19 protein-coding genes are annotated in these 25,173 nt (G+C 60.3%); 5 read left to right on the forward strand and 14 right to left on the reverse strand.

Features of this window, described 5'->3' with window-relative positions; genetic code table 11:
• Positions 1-181 precede the first annotated feature (181 nt).
• The 9 genes from AC1DRN_RS04420 to amaB form a co-directional block, all read right to left on the reverse strand.
• The gene (locus AC1DRN_RS04420; RefSeq protein ID WP_223462548.1) at positions 182-943 is read right to left on the reverse strand and encodes an SDR family oxidoreductase; all 762 of its coding nucleotides are present in this window, start codon (positions 941-943) and stop codon (positions 182-184) included.
• A gap of 297 nt (positions 944-1,240) precedes the next feature.
• Positions 1,241-1,489: a hypothetical protein gene (locus tag AC1DRN_RS04425; RefSeq protein WP_223462547.1), complete on the reverse strand. Its 249-nt coding sequence runs from the start codon at positions 1,487-1,489 to the stop codon at positions 1,241-1,243.
• 294 nt (positions 1,490-1,783) lie between these two features.
• Positions 1,784-2,500 carry an ABC transporter ATP-binding protein gene (locus AC1DRN_RS04430; protein WP_007991194.1) on the reverse strand — a complete coding sequence of 239 codons (717 nt, stop codon included), beginning with the start codon at positions 2,498-2,500 and terminating at the stop codon, positions 1,784-1,786.
• A complete protein-coding gene (locus AC1DRN_RS04435; RefSeq protein ID WP_223462546.1) occupies positions 2,497-3,372 on the reverse strand; it encodes an ABC transporter ATP-binding protein in 876 nt (291 codons plus the stop codon). The genes AC1DRN_RS04430 and AC1DRN_RS04435 overlap by 4 nt, the downstream gene beginning before the upstream one ends.
• Positions 3,369-4,652 (reverse strand): high-affinity branched-chain amino acid ABC transporter permease LivM, encoded by a 1,284-nt coding sequence (livM, locus tag AC1DRN_RS04440; RefSeq protein ID WP_223462545.1) that lies wholly within the window; start codon positions 4,650-4,652, stop codon positions 3,369-3,371. The genes AC1DRN_RS04435 and livM overlap by 4 nt, the downstream gene beginning before the upstream one ends.
• Before the next feature lie 3 nt (positions 4,653-4,655).
• Complete coding sequence (locus AC1DRN_RS04445; RefSeq protein ID WP_223462544.1) at positions 4,656-5,570, reverse strand: ABC transporter permease subunit; 915 nt, start codon at positions 5,568-5,570, stop codon at positions 4,656-4,658.
• A gap of 239 nt (positions 5,571-5,809) precedes the next feature.
• On the reverse strand, positions 5,810-6,943 hold the full coding sequence (locus AC1DRN_RS04450; RefSeq protein ID WP_223462543.1) for a branched-chain amino acid ABC transporter substrate-binding protein: 1,134 nt from the start codon (positions 6,941-6,943) through the stop codon (positions 5,810-5,812).
• Positions 6,944-7,305: 362 nt separating this feature from the next.
• Positions 7,306-8,589 (reverse strand): L-pipecolate oxidase, encoded by a 1,284-nt coding sequence (amaA, locus tag AC1DRN_RS04455; RefSeq protein ID WP_223462542.1) that lies wholly within the window; start codon positions 8,587-8,589, stop codon positions 7,306-7,308.
• A 170-nt stretch (positions 8,590-8,759) separates the two neighbouring features.
• Positions 8,760-10,250: an L-piperidine-6-carboxylate dehydrogenase gene (gene amaB, locus AC1DRN_RS04460; RefSeq protein WP_223462541.1), complete on the reverse strand. Its 1,491-nt coding sequence runs from the start codon at positions 10,248-10,250 to the stop codon at positions 8,760-8,762.
• Between the two features lie 174 nt (positions 10,251-10,424).
• Here amaB and AC1DRN_RS04465 point away from each other — a divergent pair, with 174 nt between their 5' ends.
• The 3 genes from AC1DRN_RS04465 to nadE all read left to right on the forward strand — a co-directional run bounded on the left by AC1DRN_RS04465 (position 10,425) and on the right by nadE (position 13,602).
• A complete protein-coding gene (locus tag AC1DRN_RS04465) occupies positions 10,425-11,336 on the forward strand; it encodes a LysR family transcriptional regulator (protein ID WP_223462540.1) in 912 nt (303 codons plus the stop codon).
• Between the two features lie 207 nt (positions 11,337-11,543).
• A complete protein-coding gene (pncB, locus tag AC1DRN_RS04470; protein WP_223462539.1) occupies positions 11,544-12,770 on the forward strand; it encodes a nicotinate phosphoribosyltransferase in 1,227 nt (408 codons plus the stop codon).
• Positions 12,771-12,774: 4 nt separating this feature from the next.
• Positions 12,775-13,602 (forward strand): ammonia-dependent NAD(+) synthetase, encoded by an 828-nt coding sequence (gene nadE / locus AC1DRN_RS04475; RefSeq protein ID WP_223462538.1) that lies wholly within the window; start codon positions 12,775-12,777, stop codon positions 13,600-13,602.
• Positions 13,603-13,776: 174 nt separating this feature from the next.
• Here the strand turns inward: nadE and azu are convergent, their stop codons facing one another.
• Positions 13,777-14,223 carry an azurin gene (gene azu / locus AC1DRN_RS04480; RefSeq protein WP_223462537.1) on the reverse strand — a complete coding sequence of 149 codons (447 nt, stop codon included), beginning with the start codon at positions 14,221-14,223 and terminating at the stop codon, positions 13,777-13,779.
• A gap of 343 nt (positions 14,224-14,566) precedes the next feature.
• Here azu and AC1DRN_RS04485 point away from each other — a divergent pair, with 343 nt between their 5' ends.
• Entirely contained in the window at positions 14,567-15,154 is a 588-nt protein-coding gene (locus tag AC1DRN_RS04485) for an LOG family protein (RefSeq protein WP_057712229.1), read from the forward strand.
• Between the two features lie 68 nt (positions 15,155-15,222).
• Positions 15,223-15,402 (forward strand): hypothetical protein, encoded by a 180-nt coding sequence (locus AC1DRN_RS04490; RefSeq protein WP_007973286.1) that lies wholly within the window; start codon positions 15,223-15,225, stop codon positions 15,400-15,402.
• Between the two features lie 214 nt (positions 15,403-15,616).
• Here AC1DRN_RS04490 and AC1DRN_RS04495 read toward each other — a convergent pair whose 3' ends face one another.
• From AC1DRN_RS04495 to AC1DRN_RS04510, 4 genes are all read right to left on the reverse strand, one after another.
• Positions 15,617-16,507 (reverse strand): transglutaminase family protein, encoded by an 891-nt coding sequence (locus tag AC1DRN_RS04495; RefSeq protein ID WP_223462536.1) that lies wholly within the window; start codon positions 16,505-16,507, stop codon positions 15,617-15,619.
• Entirely contained in the window at positions 16,507-18,993 is a 2,487-nt protein-coding gene (locus tag AC1DRN_RS04500) for a circularly permuted type 2 ATP-grasp protein (RefSeq protein WP_223462535.1), read from the reverse strand. The genes AC1DRN_RS04495 and AC1DRN_RS04500 overlap by 1 nt, the downstream gene beginning before the upstream one ends.
• 88 nt (positions 18,994-19,081) lie before the next feature.
• Complete coding sequence (locus AC1DRN_RS04505) at positions 19,082-22,357, reverse strand: transglutaminase family protein (protein ID WP_223462534.1); 3,276 nt, start codon at positions 22,355-22,357, stop codon at positions 19,082-19,084.
• Between the two features lie 282 nt (positions 22,358-22,639).
• Positions 22,640-24,943 carry a YgiQ family radical SAM protein gene (locus AC1DRN_RS04510; RefSeq protein ID WP_007994999.1) on the reverse strand — a complete coding sequence of 768 codons (2,304 nt, stop codon included), beginning with the start codon at positions 24,941-24,943 and terminating at the stop codon, positions 22,640-22,642.
• Between the last annotated feature and the right edge of the window lie 230 nt (positions 24,944-25,173).

The following is a 25,173-nucleotide window of genomic DNA, read 5'->3' on the forward strand; positions in this document are numbered from 1 at the left end:
GATCTCCTCTAAAACCTCTAGACCGCCGGGTGTGGCGAGCTGCTTGAGGGAGGAGTCTAGCTGATGTCCGGTTTTGTCTGGCCCGTCCCCATCGCGAGCAGGCTCGCTCCTACACTGGTTTTCTGGTGTCAGCAGATCCCTTGTAGGAGCGAGCCTGCTCGCGATTGGCCGTGACTCGATCTTAAGACTTACGCTCGATAGCAAACCCGGCCCAGGTCTGGCTCACCGGCATCAGCTCCAGGCTGTTGATGTTGATGTGCGCAGGCGCATTGAGCACCCAGAAAATGGTCTCGGCGATGTCTTGCGGCTGGATCGCCTCGGCGCCGGCGTAAGTGGCGTTGTAACGCTCCTGGTCCCCGGCAAAACGCACCAGCGAGAACTCACTCTCGCACAGGCCCGGCTCGATGTTGCTGACCCGTACGCCCGTGCCTTGCAGGTCGCAGCGCAGGTTCAGGGAGAACTGTTTGACGAACGCCTTGGTCGCGCCATACACGTGGCTGCCCGGGTACGGATAGTTGCCGGCGATGGACCCCAGGTTGACGATGCCGGCACCACGACCGTGGGCGATCAGGCGTGGCAACAGCAGACGGGTGCTATACATCAGGCCTTTGACGTTGGTATCGACCATGGTGTCCCAATCGTCCAGGTCGCACTTGGGCGCCGGATCGACGCCCAGGGCCAGGCCGGCGTTGTTGATCAACCCGCGCAGTTTGGCGAAGGATGGCGGCAGATTGGCAATCGCCTCCTCCATGGCCTTGCGATCACGCACATCGAGCACCAGGCCATGGACTTCGGTCTGTTTCGACAGTTCGGCGCACAGCGCATTGAGGCGCTCTTCACGACGGCCAGTCAGCACCAGTTTCCAGCCGGCCTCGGCAAAACGACGGGCACAGGCTTCACCAAAACCGGAAGTCGCGCCGGTAATAAACAGGGTGTTGGACATCGTGTTCTCCTTGCTTCGGCTGATCGCCAGCCATTGGAATAGAAAATCAGCAGGCAGCATGCCCGGCCTTTTTCACAGCGGCAACCACCGTTCAAGCTGTTCAAAAAACACTCAATACCGGCAAACCCTCGACCAGCGTGGCCTGCAGCCATGTGCGCGCACGTTATCCACAGGCCGGTCCACAGTCTTTGGGGGCAAGTGGAAAAGCTGCAAGCCTCTATCCACAAGGCTTTGCGCGGGGTTTTAAAACTTTTTTGCTTGACCCTCAACCGCCTGCTGTGTAGCCATTGGCCATTTTCATGACTGACGGGTCAAACCCGCGATGGCGCCAAGCCAGTAACCACGGCCTTCAGGCGGGTCTTTCCAGAGTTTAGTCACAGACTTATCCACAGGCTTGTCCACGGTGATTCCGTGCACTTTCATCACGAACAAAAAGGTTGACAAAGCGGTCTTCAAGCTGCGCAAAAACTCATGATCAAAAAACAACCACACCTCTGCAAGCCACGGTTTAAAAGGCCCACAGCCAGCTACTCCCACGTTATTCACAGCCGGTTCCACAGCAAACGGGGACAAGTCAAAACTGTGACAAAACAACTATTTGCAGCGGCTTTATGTCGCGCTTTGCGAGCTTGGGAATATTGTTTTCCACAATTTCCCGGAGGCATGCCAAAAACCCTGTGGGAGCGAGCTTGCTCGCGATGACCGGGGCACAGCTTGCATCGTGGCGACTGACTCACCGCTATCGCGAGCAAGCTCGCTCCCACAGGGATTAGTGGGGTATTGGAGATATAAAAAAGCCCCGGCGATTGCGCGCCGGGGCTTGTGCATAACCACTAAAACTCAGTGCCCGCCGAGATAGGCGTTACGCACGTCCTCGTTGACCAGCAACTCCTTGCCGGTACCCGTCATGCGGATTTCGCCGTTGACCATCACGTACGCCCGGTCCGACAACCGCAGGGCGTGGTTGGCGTTCTGCTCCACCAGAAAGATGGTCATGCCGGTCTTGGCCAGTTCCCGCAGTGTCGCGAAGATCTGTTTCACCACAATCGGCGCCAGGCCCAGGCTCGGCTCATCCAGCAGCAACAACTTGGGCCGGCTCATCAGGGCCCGGGCGATGGCGAGCATTTGCTGCTCGCCGCCAGACATGGTCATCGCCCGCTGGGTACGCCGCTCTTCGAGCCGCGGGAACAGCTCGAACATGCGTTGCATGTCCTCCTTGGCGTACTTGTCACCGATAGGGATGGTGCCCATCAGCAGGTTCTCCTCGACGGTCATGTCGGGAAACACCCGCCGCCCTTCCGGCGATTGCGCGATGCCGTTGGAGGCGATGTAGTGGGACGACTTGTGGGTGATGTCCACGCCCTGATAGAGGATCTGCCCGTCCGCCGCCCGCGGCTGGCCGAAGATCGACATCAGCAGGGTCGACTTGCCGGCACCGTTGGAGCCGATCAGGCTGACGGTTTCCCCTTCCTTGATGTGCAGCGAGACTTTCTTCAGAGCCTGGATCGGCCCGTAAAACACATCCAGCTCCTTGAGTTCGAGGATGGGTTTGCTCATAGCACCACTTCCTCTTCATCGGCGCCCAGGTAGGCCGCAATCACTTTCGGGTCGTTACGAATCGCATCGGGGCCGCCCTCGGCGATGACGATGCCGTGGTCCAGCACCACGATGTGATCGGAAATGCTCATTACCATGCCCATGTCGTGTTCGATCAGCACCACGGTCAGATCGTGCTCGTCGCGCAGCAGCCGGATCATCGCGCTCAGCGCTTCGGTTTCCTGGGGGTTGAGGCCGGCGGCCGGCTCGTCGAGGCAGATGATCTGCGGACGGGTGCACATGGCACGGGCGATTTCCAGGCGGCGTTGCTGGCCGTAGGACAGTTCACCGGCCAGGCGGTTGGCGCAATCCACCAGATCCACCACCTCCAGCCAGTAGAACGCGTGGTCCAGCGCATCGCTTTCGGCCTTGCGGTAGCCCTTGGTATTGAGGATGCCGGCCAGCATGCTGCGGTTGACCCACATGTGCTGGGCCACCAGCAGGTTTTCCAGCACCGACATTTCCTTGAACAGGCGAATGTTCTGGAAGGTACGCGCCAGTCCGGCGCGGTTCACCAGGTGGGTGCCGCCGAATGCCTTGTAGAACAGCCGACTGGCGAACGATTTAGGCGACACGAAATCGGTCGGCTTGAACGATTCGCCCAGCAATTTGATGACGTTGGTCTGTTGCCCACGAATGTTGAGTTCGATCTTGCCGCCGGAGGCCTTGTAGAACCCGGTCAGGCAGTTGAACACCGTGGTTTTGCCGGCGCCGTTGGGCCCGATCAGGGCGAAGATCGAATTGCGGTGGACTTTCAGGCTGACATCGTTCAACGCCTTGATGCCGCCGAAGTGCATCATCAGCTTTTCGACACTGAGTACGACTTCGCTCATGGCGCTACTCCTTTACGCGGGGTCACACCGGTACGGCTGATCCGAATCAGGCCGCGGGGTCGCCAGATCATCATCAATACCATCAGGATGCCGAACAGCAGCACGCGGTATTCGGCGAAGCCACGCAGCAGTTCCGGGGCCACGGTCAGCACGAATGCCGCGATGACGACACCTATGGTCGAGCCCATGCCGCCGAGTACCACGATGGCAAGGATCAGTGCCGACTCAAAGAAAGTGAACGACGTCGGATTGACGAAGCCCTGGTAAGTGGCGAAGAACACTCCGGCCAGCCCGGCAGTCGAAGCACCGATGGTGAATGCCGAAAGCTTGACCAGTACGTGGTTCAGACCCATGGAGCGGCAGGCAATTTCGTCTTCGCGCAGGGCTTCCCAGGCGCGGCCGACAGGCATGCGGGTCAGGCGATGCTTGATGTGCAGCACGGCCAGGACCACCAGGAACAACACGGCGTAGATGAAGTAGTACTTCACGTCAGGGTTGTAGGCAATACCGAAGAACTCATGGAACGGCACCCCGCCTTCTTTCGCCCTTTTTCCGAACTCGATGCCGAAGAAGGTTGGCAACGGCGCTGCCATGCCATTCGGGCCGCCGGTCAGGGACAGCCAGTTATTGAGGATCAACCGAATGATTTCACCGAAGCCCAGGGTCACGATCGCCAGGTAGTCGCCGTGCAGGCGCAGCACCGGGAAACCGAGGATGCAACCGGCCAGACCGGCGGTGATCGCCGCCAGCGGCAACACCGTCCAGAAACCCAGCCCCAGGTACTGATAACCGAGCGCTAGGCCGTAGGCGCCGATGGCGTAGAACGCCACGTAACCCAGGTCGAGCAGGCCGGCCAGGCCGACCACAATGTTCAAACCCAGCCCCAGCAATACGTAGATCAGCCCGAGGATGACCACACCCAGCAGGTAGGAGTTGGAGAAAAACGGGAACACCACGGCGATGACAATCAACAGCGGGATGATCCAGCGCAACCGGGATTTGTAATCAGGCGCCAGTACATGCACCCCGGAACCTGTCGTTTCAAAGCCTTCAAGAATTCTCAGGCCCTTTGGGGTTTGCAGGAACAGGCTCAAGGCAAAACGACCGGACATGACAATTGCGACAATCCACGCCACGCGAGTGGGCTGCAAGTTGAAGCCGTAGCCGTCGAGGACGATGCCGACAATCGGGCCGAACACAATCAGGGCCACGAGGCCGGCAAGAATCGCGTCAACCAGACTTCTTTTGATATCAATGGTTTTTTTAGTGGTTGAAGACATCGCTTACACCTTCGACACAAGAGGACGGCCGAGCAGGCCTTGGGGCCGAAAGACCAGAACGAGAACCAGCAGCGAGAAGCTGAAGACGTCTTTGTAGTCCGAGTTGACCAGACCGGAGAACAGCGACTCGGAGATGCCGAGGATGATCCCGCCAAGCATGGCACCGGGCAGCGAGCCAATCCCGCCGAGCACCGCGGCGGTGAACGCCTTGATGCCGATGACGAAGCCTGCGTAGAAGTCGAACGTGCCGTAGTTCATGGTGATCAGCACGCCGGCCAGGGCCGCCATCGCTGCACCAATGATGAACACGTAGGAAATGATGCGGTCGGTGTTGATCCCCAGGATCGAGGCCATCTTGCGGTCTTGCTGGGTTGCGCGGCACATGCGGCCGAGCTTGGTGTACTTGATGACATAGGTCAGCAGGCCCATCCCGACAAACGCTGCGACCAGAATGAAGATCTTGGTGTAAGTGAGCTGGACGAAGCCGGTCCCGACTTCTACTCGCAATGCACCAGTCAACAGTGTCGGAACGCCTTGTTGGCGGGCACCCTGGGCGATCTGTGCATAGTTTTGCAGGATCAGCGAGATCCCGATGGCGCTGATCAGCGGTGCCAGTCGGGTGGAGTTACGCAGGGGTTTGTAGGCAACACGCTCGATGACCCAGCCATACACCGCCGTGACGACGATGGTGAAGATCAGGGTGCCGAGCATCAACAGAGGGAAGGATTCAATACCGAAGTATGCCAGCAGAGCCAGACTGATTGCCGCGAGGTAAGCGGAAATCATGTAAACCTCGCCGTGGGCGAAGTTGATCATGCCGATGATGCCATAGACCATTGTGTAGCCGATGGCGATCAGGCCATAGACCGACCCGAGGGTCAGGCCGTTGACCAGTTGCTGCAGGAAAATACCATCCATAACGCAATCTCACGCAATGAGAACCTGCACATGTGGCTGTGCGGTTCTTCTAAGGAAAATACAGATTTACGTCGGAGCAATGTCAGCCACGATCAGGCGGGCCACCACGGCCCCTGTGGGAGCTGGCTTGCCTGCGATAGCCGTTGAACATTCAACAAAGTTGTCGTCTGCCAGTCCGTCATCGCGAGCAAGCTCGCTCCCACAGGGGGCCCGTGGGGTTCACCCAATTGAGTCAGCCCTTACTTCTGTTTTTCCAGCTGGTGGTATTTGCCATCCTTGTCCCACTGGTAAACCACGTAGTCGGAGATTTTCAGGTCGCCCTTGCTGTCCCAGGTCTTCTCGCCCATGACGGTCTTGACCGGGTTTTTCTTCAGCCAGGCAGCAGCGTCTTCGCCCTTGTTGGACTTGGCGCCATTGAAGGCTGCGGCCAGGGTCTGGACCGAAGCGTAGGCGTACAGGGTGTAGCCTTCAGGTTCGGTGCCGGCCTTGCGGAAAGCATCTACCACAGTCTTGCTGTCTGGCAGCAGACGTGGGTCGGCGCCGAAGGTCATCAGTACGCCATCAACGTTCTGCGGGCCACCGGCGGTGGTCACCAGTTCGTCAGTCACGATGCCGTCATCGGACATGAACTTGACGTCTTTGAGGCCCTGTTCACGCAGTTGCCGAACCAGTGGACCGGCTTCCGGGTGCAAGCCGCCGAAGTAGACCACGTCGGCACCGGCCGCACGGATCTTGGTGACGACGGCGCTGAAGTCTTTCTCGCCGCGGGTCAGACCCTCGTACAGCACCGGTTTCACGCCGCGTTTTTCCAGCTGAGCCTTGGTCGCATCCGCCAGGCCCTGACCGTAGGTGTCCTTGTCGTGCAGTACGGCGACTTTCTTGCCCTTGAGCACGTCGACGACATAGTCGCCAGCCACGATACCTTGCTGGTCGTCACGCCCGCACATGCGGAACATGGCACTCAGGCCGCGCTCGGTCACCTTGGGGTTGGTGGAACCCGGGGTGATCGTGATGATGCCGGCTTCGTCGTAGATCTCGGAGGCAGGGATGGTCGACGAGGAGCAGAAGTGACCTACCACACCAACGACTTTCTTTTCGGTCAGGTCCTTGGCGACTGTCACAGCCTGCTTCGGTTCGCAGGCGTCATCGCCCTTGACCAGTACGATTTTTTCCCCGTTCACGCCGCCCGCTGCGTTGACCGCATCGGCCGCCGCCTGTGCACCCTTCATGTACTGTTCGCCAAATGCCGCGTTGGCGCCCGTCATTGGTCCCGCTACGCCGATCTTGATGTCAGCCTGAGCAAACGCAGAAACACCCAGCGCAGTTGCCACTGCGAGGGCCAGAAAGCCTTTCTTGTAAAACGTCTGGGACATGAGGTGGTGCTCCATGGTTTTTTTAATTGGCACTGCGACTTCAATGAATGCTCAGAGCAAGGGCCGTGCCATCGGTTTTTTATTCTGAAAAAAGTCGCTGCTTTCTTGTTATTTCGACTGTTTCGGGCCCATTTTCATTGGGCGTGCAACCGTCTAAACCGCGGAAGGTAGAACCATTATTTTTTTGAGGCGCAACCCGCCTGCGCCATCATTGCAACCGCGGCTTTAAACGACGTGCAACCAGCCTGTAACAACGTGCGTCACCGAAGTGCACACTGCTGGTGCGGGACTGCTACAACCCGCACCACTACAGGCTAGCCGCAGATCGAAAAAGCGCCGCTTCCCACTGCAAAAATCAACCTTCAGATCACGATCCGCAGGCACTGGCCTGCGTGATACAGCGAGAATCCCGCCTCATACAGACAGCTGCGCAACCCCACCCCGGCCAATGGCTGCATGGGCGCGAAAGGAATCGGTAGCGATTGAGGATTTCCGTTACACAGGTAATCGGCGAAGGCCTTGCCGACCACCGTACCCGTGGTCACGCCCCGGCCGTTGTAGCCGGTGACTGCCACCAAACCGGGCGCCGGCTCGAACAGGCGCATCAAATGATCGGGGGTGAAAGCGATGCAACCGGTCCAGGTGCACTCCCATTCCACCGGTTTCAGGTAAGGGAAGTAATGTTGCTGCACGCGATCGGCCCAGGCCTTGAGGAACCAGGCCGGTTTCTGATTGCCATTACCCAGACTGCCAAGCAGCAGGCGACCGTCTTTATCCCGACGGATGCTGCTCAGCACTTGGCGGGTGTCCCAGGAACCCTGGCCCCCGGGCAGAATTTGCCGGGCTGCTTCCTCGGTCAGCGGCACCGAGGCCACCTGATAGTAGTAACCGGGGAAGAAATTGCGCCGCAGTTCCGTCCAGTCGCCTTCGGTGTAGGCATTGGAGGCAATCACCACTTTCTCGGCCATGACCGAGCCCTGGGCGGTTTGCACAGACCAGCGCTGACCCTGACGTTCGAGGCGGGTGACCGGGGAATGATCGAACAACTGCCCACCGAGACCGATGGCCGCTTTGGCCAGCCCCGTGGTGTAGGCCATCGGGTTGAGCGTGCCGGCGCGGCGATCGAGCAGCGCGGCGGCGATCTTTTTCGTACCAGTGGCTTGCTCGCAGGCCTGACCGGTCAACAACTCCACCGGCGCCCCGCGGCGTTTCCATTGTTCTTCACGACTGCGCAAATCGGCTTCGCCACGGGCGTTGTGCGCCATGTGCAGCGTGCCTTCGCGACGCAACTGGCAATCGATGTTGTACTTGTCCACAAGGCTGAACACCAGGGATGGCGCCGCCCCCAGCATGCAGTTGAGCTGGCTGCCGACCTCCTTGCCGAACCCGGCTTCGATCTCGTCCGGCGGAATCCACATCCCGGCGTTGACCAGCCCGACGTTACGCCCCGAACCACCATGGCCGGCGCGATGGGCCTCCAGCACACAAACGGTCTTGCCTTGCTCCAGCAGATGCACCGCCGCCGACAATCCGGTAAATCCGGCGCCGATGACGCAGACATCCACCGTGACCTCACCCTTGAGGGCCGAATTGTCCGGCCTTTGCGGCGTCAGTTTTTCCCACAGACACTCTTCGCGTAACGGCATTGCCAGACTCCAACAGAAACCCAACAAACACACAGTTCAAAATGTAGGAGTGAGCCTGCTCGCGATAGCACCAGCACATTCAACAATGATGTGACTGACAAACCGCTATCGTCGGAACGCCGCCCGGAGCCGGCTCGCTCCTACAGGGGGATCACCGTTCGACGTGAGATTTAGTCAAATGTAATACCCTGCGCCAACGGCAACTCCAGCGAATAGTTCACGGTGTTGGTCTGGCGGCGCATGTAGCCGCGCCATGCATCGGAGCCGGACTCACGACCGCCGCCGGTTTCTTTCTCGCCACCAAATGCACCACCGATTTCAGCGCCGCTCGGGCCGATATTGACGTTGGCGATGCCACAGTCGCTGCCCACCGCCGACATGAACTGCTCGGCTTCACGCACGTCGGTGGTGAAGATGCACGAGGACAGGCCTTGTGGCACAGCGTTGTTCAGGCGCAGGGCTTCCTGGAAATCGCTGTAACCGACCACGTACAGGATCGGGGCGAAGGTTTCGTGGCAGACCACATCGCTCTGCTCCGGCATTTCGACGATGGCTGGCGACACGTAGTAGGCATTCGGGAACTTGTCTTCCAACTGACGCTCACCGCCAAACACCCGGCCGCCTTCACTCAAGGCCTGCTCCAGCGCGTCCTGCATGTTTTCGAAGCTTTGTTTGTCAATCAACGGGCCGACCAGATTGCCTTCCAGCGGATGGCCGATACGCACTTTCGAGTACGCGGCTTTCAGGCGGGTGACGATTTCTTCTTTCACCGACTCATGGGCGATCAATCGACGCAGGGTGGTGCAGCGCTGACCGGCGGTGCCGACAGCGCTGAACAGGATCGCGCGAACGGCCATGTCCAGGTCGGCGCTCGGGCCGAGGATCATTGCGTTGTTGCCGCCCAGTTCCAGAATGCTGCGGGCGAAACGTGCGGCGATTTTCGGCGCCACTTCGCGGCCCATGCGGGTGCTGCCGGTGGCGCTGACCAGCGCGACACGCGGATCATCGACCAGGGCTTCGCCGGCATCGCGACCGCCAATAATCACCTGGCTCAGGTGCGGTGGCGCGTCGCTGAAATTCTTCAGTACGCGATCGAACAGCGCCTGGCAGGCCAATGCGGTCAGTGGAGTCTTTTCCGACGGTTTCCAGATCACCGGGTTGCCGCAGACCAGCGCCAGCGTGGCGTTCCAGGCCCAGACTGCGACCGGGAAGTTGAATGCGCTGATCACGCCGACGACGCCCAGCGGATGCCAGGTTTCGCGCATGTGGTGGCCAGGACGCTCGGAGGCGATGGTCAAACCGTACAACTGACGGGACAGGCCGACGGCGAAGTCGCAGATGTCGATCATTTCCTGAACTTCACCCAGGCCTTCCTGGGTGATCTTGCCGGCCTCCCAGGACACCAGCTCGCCGAGGTCGGCCTTGTATTCACGCAGGATGTCACCCAGTTGCCGCACCAGCTCGCCACGGCGCGGCGCCGGAACCTTGCGCCACAGTTCGAACGCATGATCTGCGCGACTGATGTGCTGCTCGACTTCAGCAGCGCCTTCCCAGTTCACGGCAGCGATCCTGCTGCCATCGATCGGCGAGTGCACCGGCACTTTGCCGTTCTGGTACAGGGCCGGGTTCACACCTAGACGATCAAGCAATGCGGCAACCATGGGTCACTCCTCAAGCAAAAGACAGAACACGTGCAGCCGGAAATTCACGGCTGATCAGACCTGTAGTTTTAGCTGCCCGGAGGTTACTCAACAAACGACCTTTAAGAGAGATATCATTCCGTTTATTCATGCTGTGCATTGCTGGCAATAAGAAACAAGAACCAAGGACCGCCCATGCTGAATAAACGCTACTTGCCATCGATCGCTGCGTTGCAGTGCTTCGAGGCCGTCACCCGGCATCTGAGCTTCACCCGGGCCGCCGAAGAATTGAACCTGACCCAAAGCGCCGTGAGCAAACAGGTCGCGCAACTCGAAGAGCTGTTGCAGCACCTGCTGTTTCGCCGGGTGCGCCGACGCCTGCAGATGACGCCGGCGGGCGATCTGTACCTGGTTGAGGTGCGAAAAATCCTCACGCAGGTCGAGATGTCGACCCATTACCTGCGCTCCTACGGCGGCGAAACAGAAGTCCTGCGGGTTTCGACGCCTCCCACCTTCGGCGCGCGCTGGCTGGTGCCGCGCCTGAAAGGCTGGCGCCTGCGGCACCCGTCGATCCACCTGGACCTGTGCAGCGAACAGGAAGCCGACGACCTGTTGCAAGGTCGCAGCGATCTGGCGTTCTATTTCGGCCAGGGTTCACGACCGGGCACCGAATGCCTGAAGCTGTTCGGCGAAGAGCTTGTTCCTGTATGTGCCCCGGGCAGCTTGCCTGCCCAACCGTTCACCGATCCGACGCAACTGTCCGATCTGGTACTGCTGCAAAACGCCTCCCGCCCCCAGGCCTGGCACGACTGGTTCGAGCATCAGGGCTACCACACCGAGCACAGCTACCACGGCCCGCGTTTCGAAACCTTTTACATGTGCATCCGCGCCGCCCAGGTTGGCTGCGGCGTGGCGTTGTTACCACGGTTTCTGGTGGAAGAGGAACTGGCTGACGGCAAGCTGGTCATTCCCTGGCAGCATGCAATGCCCAGCACCGATGCCTATTACCTTGCGTACCCGGAGCACTCGGCGGAAGTGCCCAAGGTGCGGGACTTTGTGAAGTGGATGCTGGAGCAGATCGATAGCCCGGATGCGGTGCAACATTAGGCCCCCTGCACAATCCCTGTGGGAGCGAGCTTGCTCGCGATGGCGTCATCACATTCAATGCTTCAATTGACTGTCAGTCCGCTATCGCGAGCAAGCTCGCTCCCACAGGGATCCGCCGCGTTCCAAGAAATCGCTGGCATTCCTTGCTACTGATATGCGCCACTAGCGCCATTGATCAATACCGCTGCAACGCTGGAGATTCCCGTTATGAGCGAGAGTGTGTTTGCCGATCGCATCGTGCAGAACCTGCTCGACACCGACTTCTACAAACTGACGATGATGCAGGCGGTGCTGCACAACTACCCGAACGTCGAAGTCGAATGGGAGTTTCGTTGCCGTAATGGTGAGGACTTGCGCCCGTACCTGGCGGAAATCCGTTTCCAGATCGAGCGCCTGGCCGAACTGAGCCTGAGTGCCGATCAATTGAGCTTCCTGGAACGCATCAGCTTCCTGAAGCCGGATTTCCTGCGTTTTCTCGGGTTGTTCCGCTTCAACCTGCGCTACATCCACACTGGCCTCGAAAACGGCGAACTGTTTATCCGCCTGCGGGGCCCCTGGCTGCATGTGATCCTGTTCGAAGTGCCGCTGCTGGCGCTGGTCAGCGAGGTGCGCAACCGCTATCGCTACCGCGAAATCGTACTGGAGCAGGCCCGCGAGCAGCTCTACCGCAAGTTCGACTGGCTGAGTGCCAACGCCAGCAGTGATGAATTGTCCGAATTGCAGGTGGCCGATTTCGGCACGCGCCGTCGCTTCTCGTATCGGGTGCAGGAAGAAGTGGTGAATGTGCTCAAGCACGATTTCCCCGGACGCTTCGTCGGCACCAGCAACGTGCACCTGTCCCGGGAGCTGGACATGAAACCGCTGGGCACCATGGCCCACGAGTGGATCATGGCGCACCAGCAACTCGGCCCGCGGCTGATCGACAGCCAGATCGCCGCACTCGATTGCTGGGTCCGCGAATACCGTGGCCTGCTGGGGATTGCCCTGACCGACTGCATCACCATTGATGCCTTCCTAGGCGATTTCGATCTGTTTTTCGCCAAGCTTTTCGACGGTTTACGCCACGACTCGGGCGATCCGGTGGTTTGGGCGGAAAAAGCCATCGCCCACTATCACAAGCTCGGCATCGACCCGATGAGCAAGACACTGACGTTCTCCGACAGTCTGACCCTGCCCAAGTCCCTGGAGATATTCCGGGCGCTGCGCGGTCGGATCAATGTCAGCTTCGGCATCGGCACCAACCTGACCTGTGATATTCCGGGTGTCGAACCGATGAGCATCGTGCTTAAAATGGCCGCCTGCAACGGCCAGCCGGTGGCGAAGATCTCCGACGAGCCAGGCAAGACACACTGCAAAGACCCGAATTTCGTCGCTTACCTGCGACACGTTTTCCAGGTTCCTGCCGCCCTTTCAAGTACATCAAGCAAGGAGTGAATTCATGCAAGCCGTACAGCGTGAGATTGCTGAACAGCTCAAGGTCCAGCCGCCATTCGCCGACGAAGCCGCCCTTGAGGCCGAAGTCGCCCGGCGGGTGACCTTCATTCAGGACTGCCTGGTCAATTCCGGGCTCAAGACCCTGGTGCTGGGCATCAGTGGCGGGGTCGACTCCCTGACCGCCGGTCTGTTGGCCCAACAGGCCGTCCGTGAACTGCGCCAGCGCAGCGGTGATGCCGCCTACAAATTCATCGCCGTGCGCCTGCCCTACGAAACCCAGTTCGATGAGCACGACGCCCAGGCTTCGGTGGATTTCATCAAGCCGGACGAACGCCACACCGTGAACATCGGCCCGGCGGTCAAAGCCCTGGCCAATGAAGTGGCGGCCTTCGAAGGCAAACATGCGGTGTCGGTGGACTTCGTGCTCGGCAACACCAAGGCGCGCATGCGCATGGTCGCCCAGTACACCATCGCCGGCGCAACCCATGGCCTGGTGATCGGCACCGATCACGCGGCGGAAGCGGTGATGGGCTTCTTCACCAAGTTCGGTGACGGCGCCTGCGACCTGGCACCGCTCAGCGGCCTGGTGAAGAACCAGGTGCGGGCGATTGCCCGCAGCTTCGGTGCGCCGGAGTCGCTGGTGGAGAAAGTCCCGACCGCCGACCTTGAGGACCTGTCGCCCGGCAAACCGGACGAAGCTTCCCACGGCGTGACCTACGCCGAGATCGACGCCTTCCTGCATGGCAACCCGGTGCGTGAAGAGGCGTTCAAGATCATTGTCGATACCTACAACAAGACCCATCACAAGCGGGTGATGCCGTTTGCGCCTTGAGGCGTGAGTGAATGAAAAAGCCCGCTGAGGAGTGATCCTCAGCGGGCTTTTTCTTTGGCCAACACATTTATTGATGCAGATGGCCCATTCGCGAGCAGGCTCACTCCTACAAGGACAGCGCAGTACCTGTAGGAGCGAGCCTGCTCGCGATGAACGATAACGCAGTGGACAGTCTTACTTCAGGGTCACGGTGCCTTTCATCATCGAGATGTGGCCCGGGAACGAGCAGAAGAAACCATACTTTTCAGCGGCATTCAGCTTGGACACATCGAAGGTCACCGAGTCTGTCTCTCCAGCGCCGATGATCTTGGTGTGAGCGATGATGCGAGCGTCGCCTTCTTTCAGGTAGTTCTTGTCGATACCGGCGCTCAGGCCGTCGGTGGCGATCGGCTGCATGTCGGCTTCTTTACTCAGCACCCAGTTATGGCCCATGACGTTCTTCGGCAAGCTGCCGGAGTGCTTGAGTTCCACGGTAAACGTCTTGCAGCTCTTGTCGATTTCAATGGCCTTCGTGTCGAAAGACATCTGGTCGGTGGAGTCGACAGTGACTTTGCACTCTGCAGCCATCAATTGGCTGCTGGCCAGTGTCAACAGGGATACCGCAACAAGTTTGGCAAACATGGTGAATCTCCAAGGCAGGGTTAACGAAATCGCGAATGAACAGAAGACTGCCTGAAAACTTCGCAAGTTCATATGACTTGAATCAAAAATTGTATACAACTTTCGGACTATGACACCGATGCAAACTATCTACCGACCAAGTGTCTGGTCCGGGCCTATCATCAGGCCGTCCCCTTCAAATGGAACGTCTGTCATGTCGATCAACAGCCTGTTGTGCAGTTTGCTCGCCGCCTACGCTTGCGGCGCCAGCGGTACGTACGAAACCCCGGAAAACCAAGTCTAGCCCTTGGAGTACCGTGCGCCTGCCTTTACTCTGTGGCCCTGAGCGAACATGGAGCAAGGCATGTCTTTAACATCCGTTTGTGTATTTTGTGGTGCCAGCACCGGCACCAACCCGGCTTACCGCGAAGCGGCCGTGGCCCTTGGCCGGGCGTTGGCCGAACGCAAGCTGACCCTCGTTTATGGCGGCGGCGCCGTGGGCTTGATGGGCATCGTCGCTGATGCGGCCCTGGCGGCCGGTGGTGAAGTGATCGGCATCATCCCGCAAAGCCTCAAGGACAAGGAAATCGGCCACAGCGGCCTGACTCGCCTGGAAGTCGTCGATGGCATGCACGCGCGCAAGGCGCGGATGGCCGAGCTCAGCGATGCCTTTATCGCACTGCCCGGTGGCCTTGGCACCCTGGAAGAGCTGTTCGAAGTCTGGACCTGGGGCCAGCTCGGCTACCACGGCAAACCGCTGGGTTTGCTGGAAGTGAACGGTTTCTACAGCAAATTGACGTCTTTTCTCGATCACATCGTCGGCGAAGGCTTCGTTCGCGAGCAGCACCGTGACATGCTGCAAGTGAGCGAATCACCGCAAACCCTGCTCGATGCCCTGGATGCCTGGCAACCGTCCATAGCGCCAAAATGGGCCGAGCAAAAACCCAGCTAACGGCTTGGCACCGATACAAGGCAGAATATGCGCCGCTCAACCTCACCTTCGACCCCAGAGGATCGCCCATGGCCAAACCCAATTATTCCTTCGCCAAACGTCAGAGAGACTTGGCCAAGGAGCAGAAGAAAGAGGAAAAGCTTCAGCGCAAGAAAGCTACAGCTGAAGAAGCGGCACTGAACCCTGAGGGTGAAGTGGCGGCAGAAGACGATGTTGATGCACCGAAAGACTCGGCGCCCGACGCCTGAGAACCTCCGGGCCGGTTGATCTGATCAGGCCCACAGGATCTGTGTCCAGGGTTGGCAGCTTTGCTGCCGACCCTCACAGGCCAGTCGAATGACTCCAAAACACCGCAATTCCCTGTGGGAGCGAGCTTGCTCGCGATAGCGTCCCTGCATCCAACATTTCTTTGACTGCCAGTCCGTTATCGCGAGCAAGCTCGCTCCCACATTTTGATCCCTGTTACTCCAGTGGCATCACCGTTACCCGAACTTCCGGATCGTGATTACCCCCACCCAGAATCACCCCCCGCAACGGCGACACATCGGAAAAATCCCGGCCCCAGGCCAGGGTGATGTGCTCCAGTGCCGGTTGCACATTGTTGGTCGGATCGAAATCCACCCACCCCAGCACCGGGCAAAACACCGAAACCCAGGCGTGGGATGCATCAGCACCAATCAACCGTGGCTGACCCGGCGGTGGCTGGGTCAGCAGGTAGCCGCTGACGTAGCGCGCCGCCAACCCTCGGGAACGCACGCAAGCGAGCATCAGGTGAGCAAAGTCCTGGCAGACCCCGCGTCGGCGCTCCAGCACCTCCACCAGCGGCGTCGCCACCTGGGTTGCCTCGGCATCGAAGGTGAACTCGCTGAACATTTTCTCCATCAGCGCCTGCACGCCGAGCAGTAACGGTCGACCGGGTGGAAAACAGCTTTGCGAGAACTCGACGAAGTTTTTCTTCAAATGCACATACGGCGATTCAAACCGGTATCGGCAGGCTTCGAGCAGCTCGGGCGACAGCGGTTGGCTGCTGTAGGTCAGCGCGCTTCGTGTGTCTTCCCACGCCGCAGACCGATTGAGGTCCAGCACAGGCCGGGGCAACACTTCGATCGTGAGGCTGGCGTTGACCAGCAACTCATCGTGGGGACGCTCGAACGCCAGCCGGGTCAGCGGATTGCCGAACACATCCAACTCATCGCGACGCGAGGTCGGCTGCGGACTGATCTGCAATTGCCGGTCGGTACAGCGCTGCCAGGCACAAGGTCGCGGCCACAAATGCGCCAGTTGCTGGGCCAGGGACACCGGGCTGTCATAGTGATAATGGGTGTCGTGGGAAATCTGGTAGTGAGCACTCATCAGACGGACACCGTGCGCTGGCTGACATCGTCGACATGGGCGAAATGCCGCAGTGCCAGGCGATCGGAAACTTGCCCGCTGGCGTCGGCGATCTCCTGCAACAGCGCGGCCAGCCCCTCGATGGCGGCGCGAACACTCGCGTCGCCGAACAGCGGGTTTTCCAGGCAGCCCAGATCGAATCGCGCCAGACGCTCTACCAATTGCGGCAGCGCTGCTTCACGCGGTACGCCAAAGTCATCATTGAGCCGTTTGAGGGTGCGGGTCACCAGTTTCAACTGGAACAACACGGCGTGAGGGTTCTGCTCGTCGAGCAACAACAGGTCGAGCACCGGGAGCAGCTGCGCCACCGCCAGGTATCGAGAACGGTAGGTGATGCTGCTGTTGCCCAGTTCCAGCAGCCATTCCAGCCCGGCCTGGTCGAAAGCCCCGGCGCCCCGAAGGAACGCCGCCAGGCTGCCGCTGAGAAATTGCAGGCGCTCGATCCGCCGGCCAATCATCAGGAAACGCCAGCCTTCGTCCCGGGTCATGTCGTCCAGGGCAAAGCCGGACAGCGCCGCCAGGGACATCACCAGACGGTTGAGGAAATCCAGCAACTCACCGAAATCCGGCTCTTCGGTCTCCAGCTCCATGGCTTCACGCTGCAACTCCACCAATGCCTGCCAGTTTTCCCGCGAGAGTTTACCGCGCACCTGTGAAGCAGCCCACTGCAAGCGTTGCAGGTTGGAACGCAGGCTGAACGGCCAGTCATCGCCGAGCAGCGCCGCCAACAGGCGCTCCGGCAATTCGCCCTCCTCGGGCAACAGCATCAGTCGTTCGCCGAGGTCCACCGCTGCCTGCAGGGCTTGCGGGTCGTCGCCATCGACATAGCGCGCCAGCATGATGCGCAGCAAACGGGCGCTGTCGTCGCAACGCTCGCAGTAACGGCCAAACCAGAACAGGTTTTCTACCACACGCGACGGCAGGTATGGATCGCGCCGCACCAGGTCATGCACGCCAATATTGCGCTGGGCCTTCCATTGTTCGCCGCTGGGCGCACGATCGCCCAGCACCCAGGTGTCTTTACTGGCGCCGCCGCGCTGCATCGACACCACTTCGGCATCGGCTTGCGCGGCGACCCGGGTCAAGCCACCGGGCAGCACCCGGTAGCCCTCGCGGCTGGCCACCGCATACATGCGCATGCCGATGGCACGGGGCTGCAGTTGACCGTCTTCGGCTTGCCAGATCGGCGCCTGGGACAATTGCGCAAGTTCTTGCGCCACATAAGCGTAAGGCCGTGCCTGCATACGCTCGGCGAGTTCCTGGCGCTGTTTTTCACCCAAATCACGGCCAAATACCGGTGCAAAGCTTTGGGACGGAAACGCCGGTTTGATCAGCAACTCCGGCAGTTTTTCCAGGGCCTGGGCCAATACCGACGCTTCGCCGCACCACCAAGTGGCGATGGACGGCAGGATCAGCTCTTCGCCGAACAGGAATTGATTGATCTTCGGCAGAAACCCCAACAACCCCGGCGATTCCAGCACACCACTGCCCAGGGCGTTGGCCACCAGCACCCGCCCCTGCCGCACCGCTTCCAGCAGGCCCGGCACGCCGAGGGCTGAGTCGGTGCGCAGCTCCAGCGGGTCGCAGAAATCATCGTCGAGCCGGCGCATGATCGCGTGAACCCGGCGCAGACCACTCAGGGTCTTCAGGTAGACCGTCGCATCGCGCACCGTGAGGTCGCCGCCCTCCACCAGTGGGTAGCCGAGCTGGCGAGCGAGGTACAAATGTTCAAAATAGCTTTCGTTGAAACGCCCTGGCGTCAGCAGCACCACCAACGGTGCGTCCCCGTCGTTCGGGGCCTGACGAGCGAGGGTTTCCTGCAAGGTGCGAAAGAACCCGGCCAGGTGCTGCACTTTCAGGTCGCGGTACAGCTCGGGAAAGGCCCGGGACACAATCGTGCGGTTTTCCAGCGCATACCCGGCTCCCGAAGGCGCCTGGGTACGATCCGCCGTCACCCACCAGCGGCCATCGGGTGTGCGCGCCAGATCCACGGCATACAGATGCAGAAAGGCTCCGTCAGGCGGGCAGATGCCCTGACAGGGCCAAAGGAAGTTGTTGTGGCCGAACACCAGCTCGGCGGGCAAAAGACCTTCGGCAATCAGCCGTTGCGGACCGTAAAGATCAGCCAGCACGGCATTGAGCAATCGCGCCCGCTGAGCGATGCCGGCCGATAACTGTTGCCACTCATCAGCCGCGATGACATGGGGCAGCAGGTCCAGTTCCCACGGCCGGTCCGCGCCTTTGGGATCGGCATAAACGTTATAGGTAACGCCGTTTTCCTGAATCTGCCGGGTCAGCAGGGCCTGACGCTGCACCAACTGCGTTGGCGTGCTGCGTTGCAACTGCTCGAACAGTCGGCGCCAGTGCGGGCGCACGGCGCCACTGTCGTCGAGCAGTTCGTGATAGGTGCCCGCCATCAGCGGGTAGCGGTCTAGCAGGTCAGGCATGGAAAGCTCGGCAGACAGCAATGAAGGGGCAGACTAACGCAGGCTCGTGACGCCCGGATATACGAAAAATCCGAGCGTCGCGTACGGTTCAGAAACGTCGCAAATCGAGCGTCATCGGCAACTCGTCGCTGATTTCCAGATTGGGTATAGGAAGTTTCCCTGGCGTGTGTCCGATGCGGAAGAAGCGCGCCATTCGCCGGCTCTCCGCTTCATTGGCGTTCACCGGCAAGCTGTCGTAGTTGCGCCCGCCCGGATGGGCGACGTGATACTGGCAACCGCCCAGCGAGCGCTGCATCCAGGTGTCGAGCAGGTCGAACACCAGCGGCGCGTGGACCGGGATGGTCGGTTGCAGACAGTTGGCCGGTTGCCAGGCACGAAATCTCACCCCCGCGACGAATTCGCCTACACGCCCGGTGGGCTGCAATGGCACCGGAATGCCGTTGCAGGTCAGCAGATAACGCTGGGGCGGCAAGCCGCTGAGCTTGACCTGCAAACGCTCCAGTGACGAATCCACGTAACGCACCGTGCCGCCCATGGCGCCCTCTTCGCCCAACACGTGCCAAGGCTCGAGCGCCTGGCGCAACTCCAGTGCAATGCCACTGACGGCGTAGTCGCCAACCTTGGGAAATCGGAACTCCAGATGCGCGGCGAACCATTCGGCCCGCACCGGATAACCGGCGGCGCTGAGGTCAACGATGACATCGGCGAAATCTTGCTCGATAAAGTGCGGCAACAGAAAGCGATCGTGCAGCTCCGTGCCCCAGCGCGCCAGCTTCGGCGGCGCATAGGGCTCGCGCCAGAACCGCGCGACCAGCGCCCGCAGCAACAATTGTTGCGCCAGGCTCATGCGGGCATGGGGCGGCATCTCGAACGCACGCAGTTCCAGCAATCCGAGGCGCCCGGTGGCACCGTCCGGCGAATAGAGTTTGTCGATGCAGAACTCGGCGCGATGAGTGTTGCCCGTCACATCGATCAGCAGATTACGCAGCAATCGATCCACCAGCCATGGCGGGCATTCCTCACCCGCTTCAGGCATTTGTGCGAAAGCAATTTCCAGTTCGTACAAGGCATCGTTGCGTGCTTCATCGACGCGCGGCGCCTGGGACGTCGGGCCGATGAACAATCCGGAAAACAGGTAGGACAGCGACGGATGGTTGTGCCAGTAGCTGATCAGGCTGCGCAGCAGATCCGGGCGACGCAGAAACGGTGAGTCCCCCGGGGTCGCGCCACCCAGCACGAAATGGTTACCGCCACCCGTACCGGTATGCCGGCCGTCGATCATGAATTTCTCGGTGGTCAGTCGGGTCTGGCGCGCTTCTTCGTAGAGAAATTCGGTGCGCTCGACCAATTCATCCCAGGTCGCAGACGGCTGCACATTGACCTCGATCACCCCCGGATCCGGGGTGATGCGAAAGTTGCTCAGGCGTGGGTCGCTCGGCGGCTCGTAGCCCTCCAGCAACACCGGGCACATCAGCTCTTCGGCTGTGGCTTCGATGGCAGCGACCAGTTCGAGGTAATCCTCGACCCGCTCCAGCGGCGGCATGAACAAGTACAACCGGCCTTCCCGCGCCTCGGCACAGAAGGCGGTGCGGGTCAGCCAGTCGGCGGATTCATCGAGCTTCGGCGCGCGCTCTTGCACCTCGGCAGCTTCACTTTGATTTTGCAGTTGCGCGGTATCGGGCAACGACGGGAAGTCTTGATTCGGGTCTTGCGGATGGATGAACGGATATTCCGCCGCTGTCACCCACGGCTGCGACCCCAGCGGCAAGCGATAACCCAGCGGCGAGTCCCCCGGCACCAGACGGCAGTGCTCGTCGCGCAGATACCAGCGCCCGCTCTGCCACTGGTCGCCCTTGGCGGTGCGCGCCAGCGGCAGAACCTGGCCGATGACCTTGTCCAGCCCTTGGCTGAACACTTTGCGCAGGCGGGCCCGCTCCAGCGGTTCCTCCAGACGCGAGTCTTCAGCGCTGACGTTTTGCGGCAACATCCCTTCGCGCCAGAGGTAATAGAAATTATCTTCGTAGGCCGCAAACACAAAGCGTGTCGGAATCTTCAGGCGTTCGGCGACGCTCGCCAGAAAACGCCCGGCCAGTGCGCCATCCGCGCCGTAGTCTTCCTGCTCATCGGCGATCAGCGCGCTGTTGTGCCAGATCGGCACGCCGTCACGGCGCCAATAGCAATTGAGCGACCAGCGCGGCAGTTGCTCGCCGGGGTACCACTTGCCCTGCCCGAAATGCACCAGCCCCTTGGGCGCGTAGTGTTTACGCATGCGCTGGAACAGTTCGGCGGACAACCGCCGTTTATCCGGCCCCAGTGCCGCGGTATTCCACTCGGCGCCGTCCGGATCATCGATGGACACAAAGGTCGGCTCGCCGCCCATGGTCAGGCGCACATCGCCTTCCAGCAGGTCGGCATCGATCTGCCGGCCCAAGGCTTGAATCGCCAGCCACTGGTCGTCGGTGTAGGGCTTGGTGACCCGCGGTGCTTCCCAAATCCGCTCCACGGACATTTCGTGGCTGAATTCGCACTCGCAGGGTTCCACCAGGCCACTGATCGGGGCCGCAGAAGACGGATCGGGACTACAGGCCAACGGAATATGCCCTTCACCGGCAAACAGCCCGGAAGTCGCATCCAGGCCGATCCAGCCGGCACCAGGCAAGTACACCTCGCACCAGGCATGCAGGTCGGTGAAATCCACGTCGGTGCCGGACGGACCGTCGAGACTTTTGACGTCGGCGGTCAGCTGGATCAGGTAACCCGATACGAAACGCGCCGCCAGCCCCAGGTTGCGCAGCAGTTGCACCAGCAACCAAGCGGAGTCGCGGCACGAACCGGAGGCTTGGTCGAGGGTGTGCTCAGGTGTTTGTACACCGGGCTCCATGCGGATCAGGTAGTCGATGTCTTCGCTCAGGCGCTGGTTGAGTGCGACGAGAAAATCCACGGCGGGCAACGGTGTGCGGTCGATGCCGTCCAGATAAGCCTTGAACTTCGGCGTCAGGGGCAAGGTTTCCAGGTACGGCGCCAGTTCCTTGCGCTCATCCGCGGCATAGGCGAAGGGGATCTTTTCCGCATAGGGCTCGAGGAAGAAATCGAACGGATTGAAGATCGCCATTTCTGCCAGCAGATCGACCTCGATTCGCAATTCCTCGGTTTTCTCCGGGAACACCAGCCGCGCTAGGTAATTGCCCTGAGGGTCCTGCTGCCAGTTGATGAAATGCTGCTCGGGCGAGACTTTCAACGCATAGGACAGAATCCGCGTGCGGCTGTGAGCGGCGGGACGCAGGCGAACGATCTGCGGGCCGAGCTCAACAGCGCGGTCATAGCGGTAATGCGTGACGTGGTGCAATGCGACATGAATCGACACGGCGTGCCTCCTGCGAGCCTTGAGCGTATGGGAAAGCGGGCAAGACTTATGCCATCCAGCAATGCTGGCGCTTTCTTCGGTTGCCTGAGGCAGTACAGCACCAAAATCGGGCGATGCAGGAAAATGGTTTGACGCAGGTGCACATAAATGTGGCGATCAGACAGAAATTGGTTGGCAGTTCCGGCCTCTTCGCGGGCAAGCCCGCTCCTACAAAGGCTCGTCCAGGCCCTGAATGCAAAACGCCAACCCGAAGGTTGGCGTTCTGTTCAGCTCAAGCGAGGCTTAGCGCGGTACGACCGGCTTGCGGGTCGGTTTGGGGCCCTTGCCCTTGGCCGCGTCCTTGCGCTCCTTGGCCGCCTGCTGGTTGCGGGCGAATGCCGCCGCCTTGGCCTGTTCACGCTTGTCCCACGGATTACCGCCATCGCTGGCGCGTGGTGGCAGGCCGGTGTGCTGGGTGAGGATCTTGGTGGTCTTTTCCCCTGCAACCTTGTGGCTGCCAGCTGGCGTCGAGTTCTTGCGACGGGCGCTCTGGTAGCTGTCGGTGGACGGCTGGTGCAGCGGGATCAACTGGTTCTTGCCCGGCCCGATCAGGTCGGCACGACCCATGCGGGTCAACGCTTCACGCAGCATTGGCCAGCCTTTCGGGTCGTGATAACGCAAGAACGCCTTGTGCAGACGACGCTGCTCTTCGCTCTTGACGATGGTCACTGCGTCACTCTTGTAGGTGACCTTGCGCAGCGGGTTCTTGCCCGAGTGGTACATCGCGGTGGCGGTGGCCATCGGCGACGGGTAGAACGCCTGTACCTGGTCGGCACGGAAGCCATTGCCCTTGAGCCACAGGGCCAGGTTCATCATGTCTTCATCGGTGGTGCCCGGGTGGGCGGCGATGAAGTACGGAATCAGGTACTGCTCCTTGCCCGCTTCCTTGGAGTACTTCTCGAACATGCGCTTGAACTTGTCATAGCTGCCGATGCCCGGTTTCATCATCTGGTTGAGCGGGCCTTCCTCGGTGTGTTCCGGGGCGATCTTCAGGTAACCACCGACGTGGTGGGTCACCAGCTCCTTGACGTATTCCGGCGATTCGACCGCCAGGTCATAACGCAGGCCGGAAGCGATCAGGATCTTCTTCACACCCGGCAACTCGCGCGCACTGCGGTACAACTGGATCAGTGCCGAGTGGTCGGTGTTCAGGTTCGGGCAGATGCCTGGGAACACGCACGATGGCTTGCGGCACGCGGATTCGATTTCCGGGCTCTTGCAGGCAATGCGGTACATGTTCGCGGTCGGCCCGCCAAGGTCGGAGATCACGCCGGTAAAACCCGGGACCTTGTCACGAATCTCTTCGATTTCTCGAATGATCGACTCGTGGGAACGGTTCTGAATGATTCGGCCTTCGTGCTCGGTGATCGAACAGAAGGTGCAGCCGCCGAAGCAGCCACGCATGATGTTCACCGAGAAACGGATCATGTCGTAGGCCGGGATTTTCTCCTTGCCGTACGCCGGGTGCGGAATGCGCGCGTAAGGCATACCGAACACGTAGTCCATTTCTTCGGTGGTCATCGGAATCGGTGGCGGGTTGAACCAGACGTCCACTTCACCGTGCTTCTGCACCAGGGCGCGGGCGTTGCCCGGGTTGGTTTCCAGGTGCAGCACGCGGTTGGCGTGTGCGTAGAGCACCGCATCGTTGCGGACTTTTTCCACCGACGGCAGACGTATCACGGTCTTGTCGCGGGTCATGCGCGGGCTGGCCAGGATCTGCACGACCTTGGCTTCCTGCGGATCCTCGACCGGACCTTTTTCCTGCTCGATGGCACAGGCCTGGGTGTCCTGGGTGTTGACGTACGGGTTGATGATCTTGTCGATCTTGCCCGGACGGTCGATGCGCGTGGAATCGACTTCGTACCAGCCTTGTGGCGTGTCACGACGGATGAACGCGGTACCGCGCACGTCGGTGATGTCTTCGATCTTGTGACCATAGGACAAACGCTGGGCGACTTCGACGATGGCTCGCTCGGCGTTGCCGTAAAGCAGGATGTCGGCGCTGGCATCGATCAGGATCGAGTTGCGCACACGGTCCTGCCAGTAGTCGTAGTGGGCGATACGGCGCAGGGAAGCTTCGATGCCGCCGAGCACGATCGGCACGTGTTTGTAGGCTTCCTTGCAGCGCTGGCTGTAGACCAGGCTGGCGCGGTCAGGACGCTTGCCCGCCAGGCCACCCGGCGTGTAGGCGTCGTCGGAACGGATCTTCTTGTCCGCGGTGTAGCGGTTGATCATCGAGTCCATGTTGCCGGCCGCAACACCGAAGAACAGGTTCGGCTCACCGAGCTTCATGAAGTCGTCTTTGGACTGCCAGTTCGGCTGGGCAATGATCCCGACGCGGAAGCCCTGGGACTCCAGCAGCCGGCCGATAATCGCCATGCCGAACGACGGGTGATCGACGTAGGCATCACCGGTAACGATGATGATGTCGCAGGAATCCCAGCCGAGCTGATCCATCTCCTCCCTGCTCATGGGCAGGAACGGCGCTGGCCCGAAACATTCGGCCCAATATTTTGGATAGTCAAATAACGGCTTGGCTGCTTGCATGTCGATGACCGGTGTTGAGATGAAAAATCGCGGGCGCGGAATATAGCACAAAATTTGACCAATTCCGACAACAATGGTCGGTTTCTCTTCGATCCAACGCTCCCGCACACCTGACCCGGACGATACGCGCTTTACAGCTCCGTGAAGCGCAAAAACGGCAATGACGCCAACTGCCCCCATCATCATCCCGTTCATGGAAGCTGATGCGGCAACCGCTCAAGGATGAAAAC

The organism is Pseudomonas sp. P5_B3, from assembly GCF_056400405.1.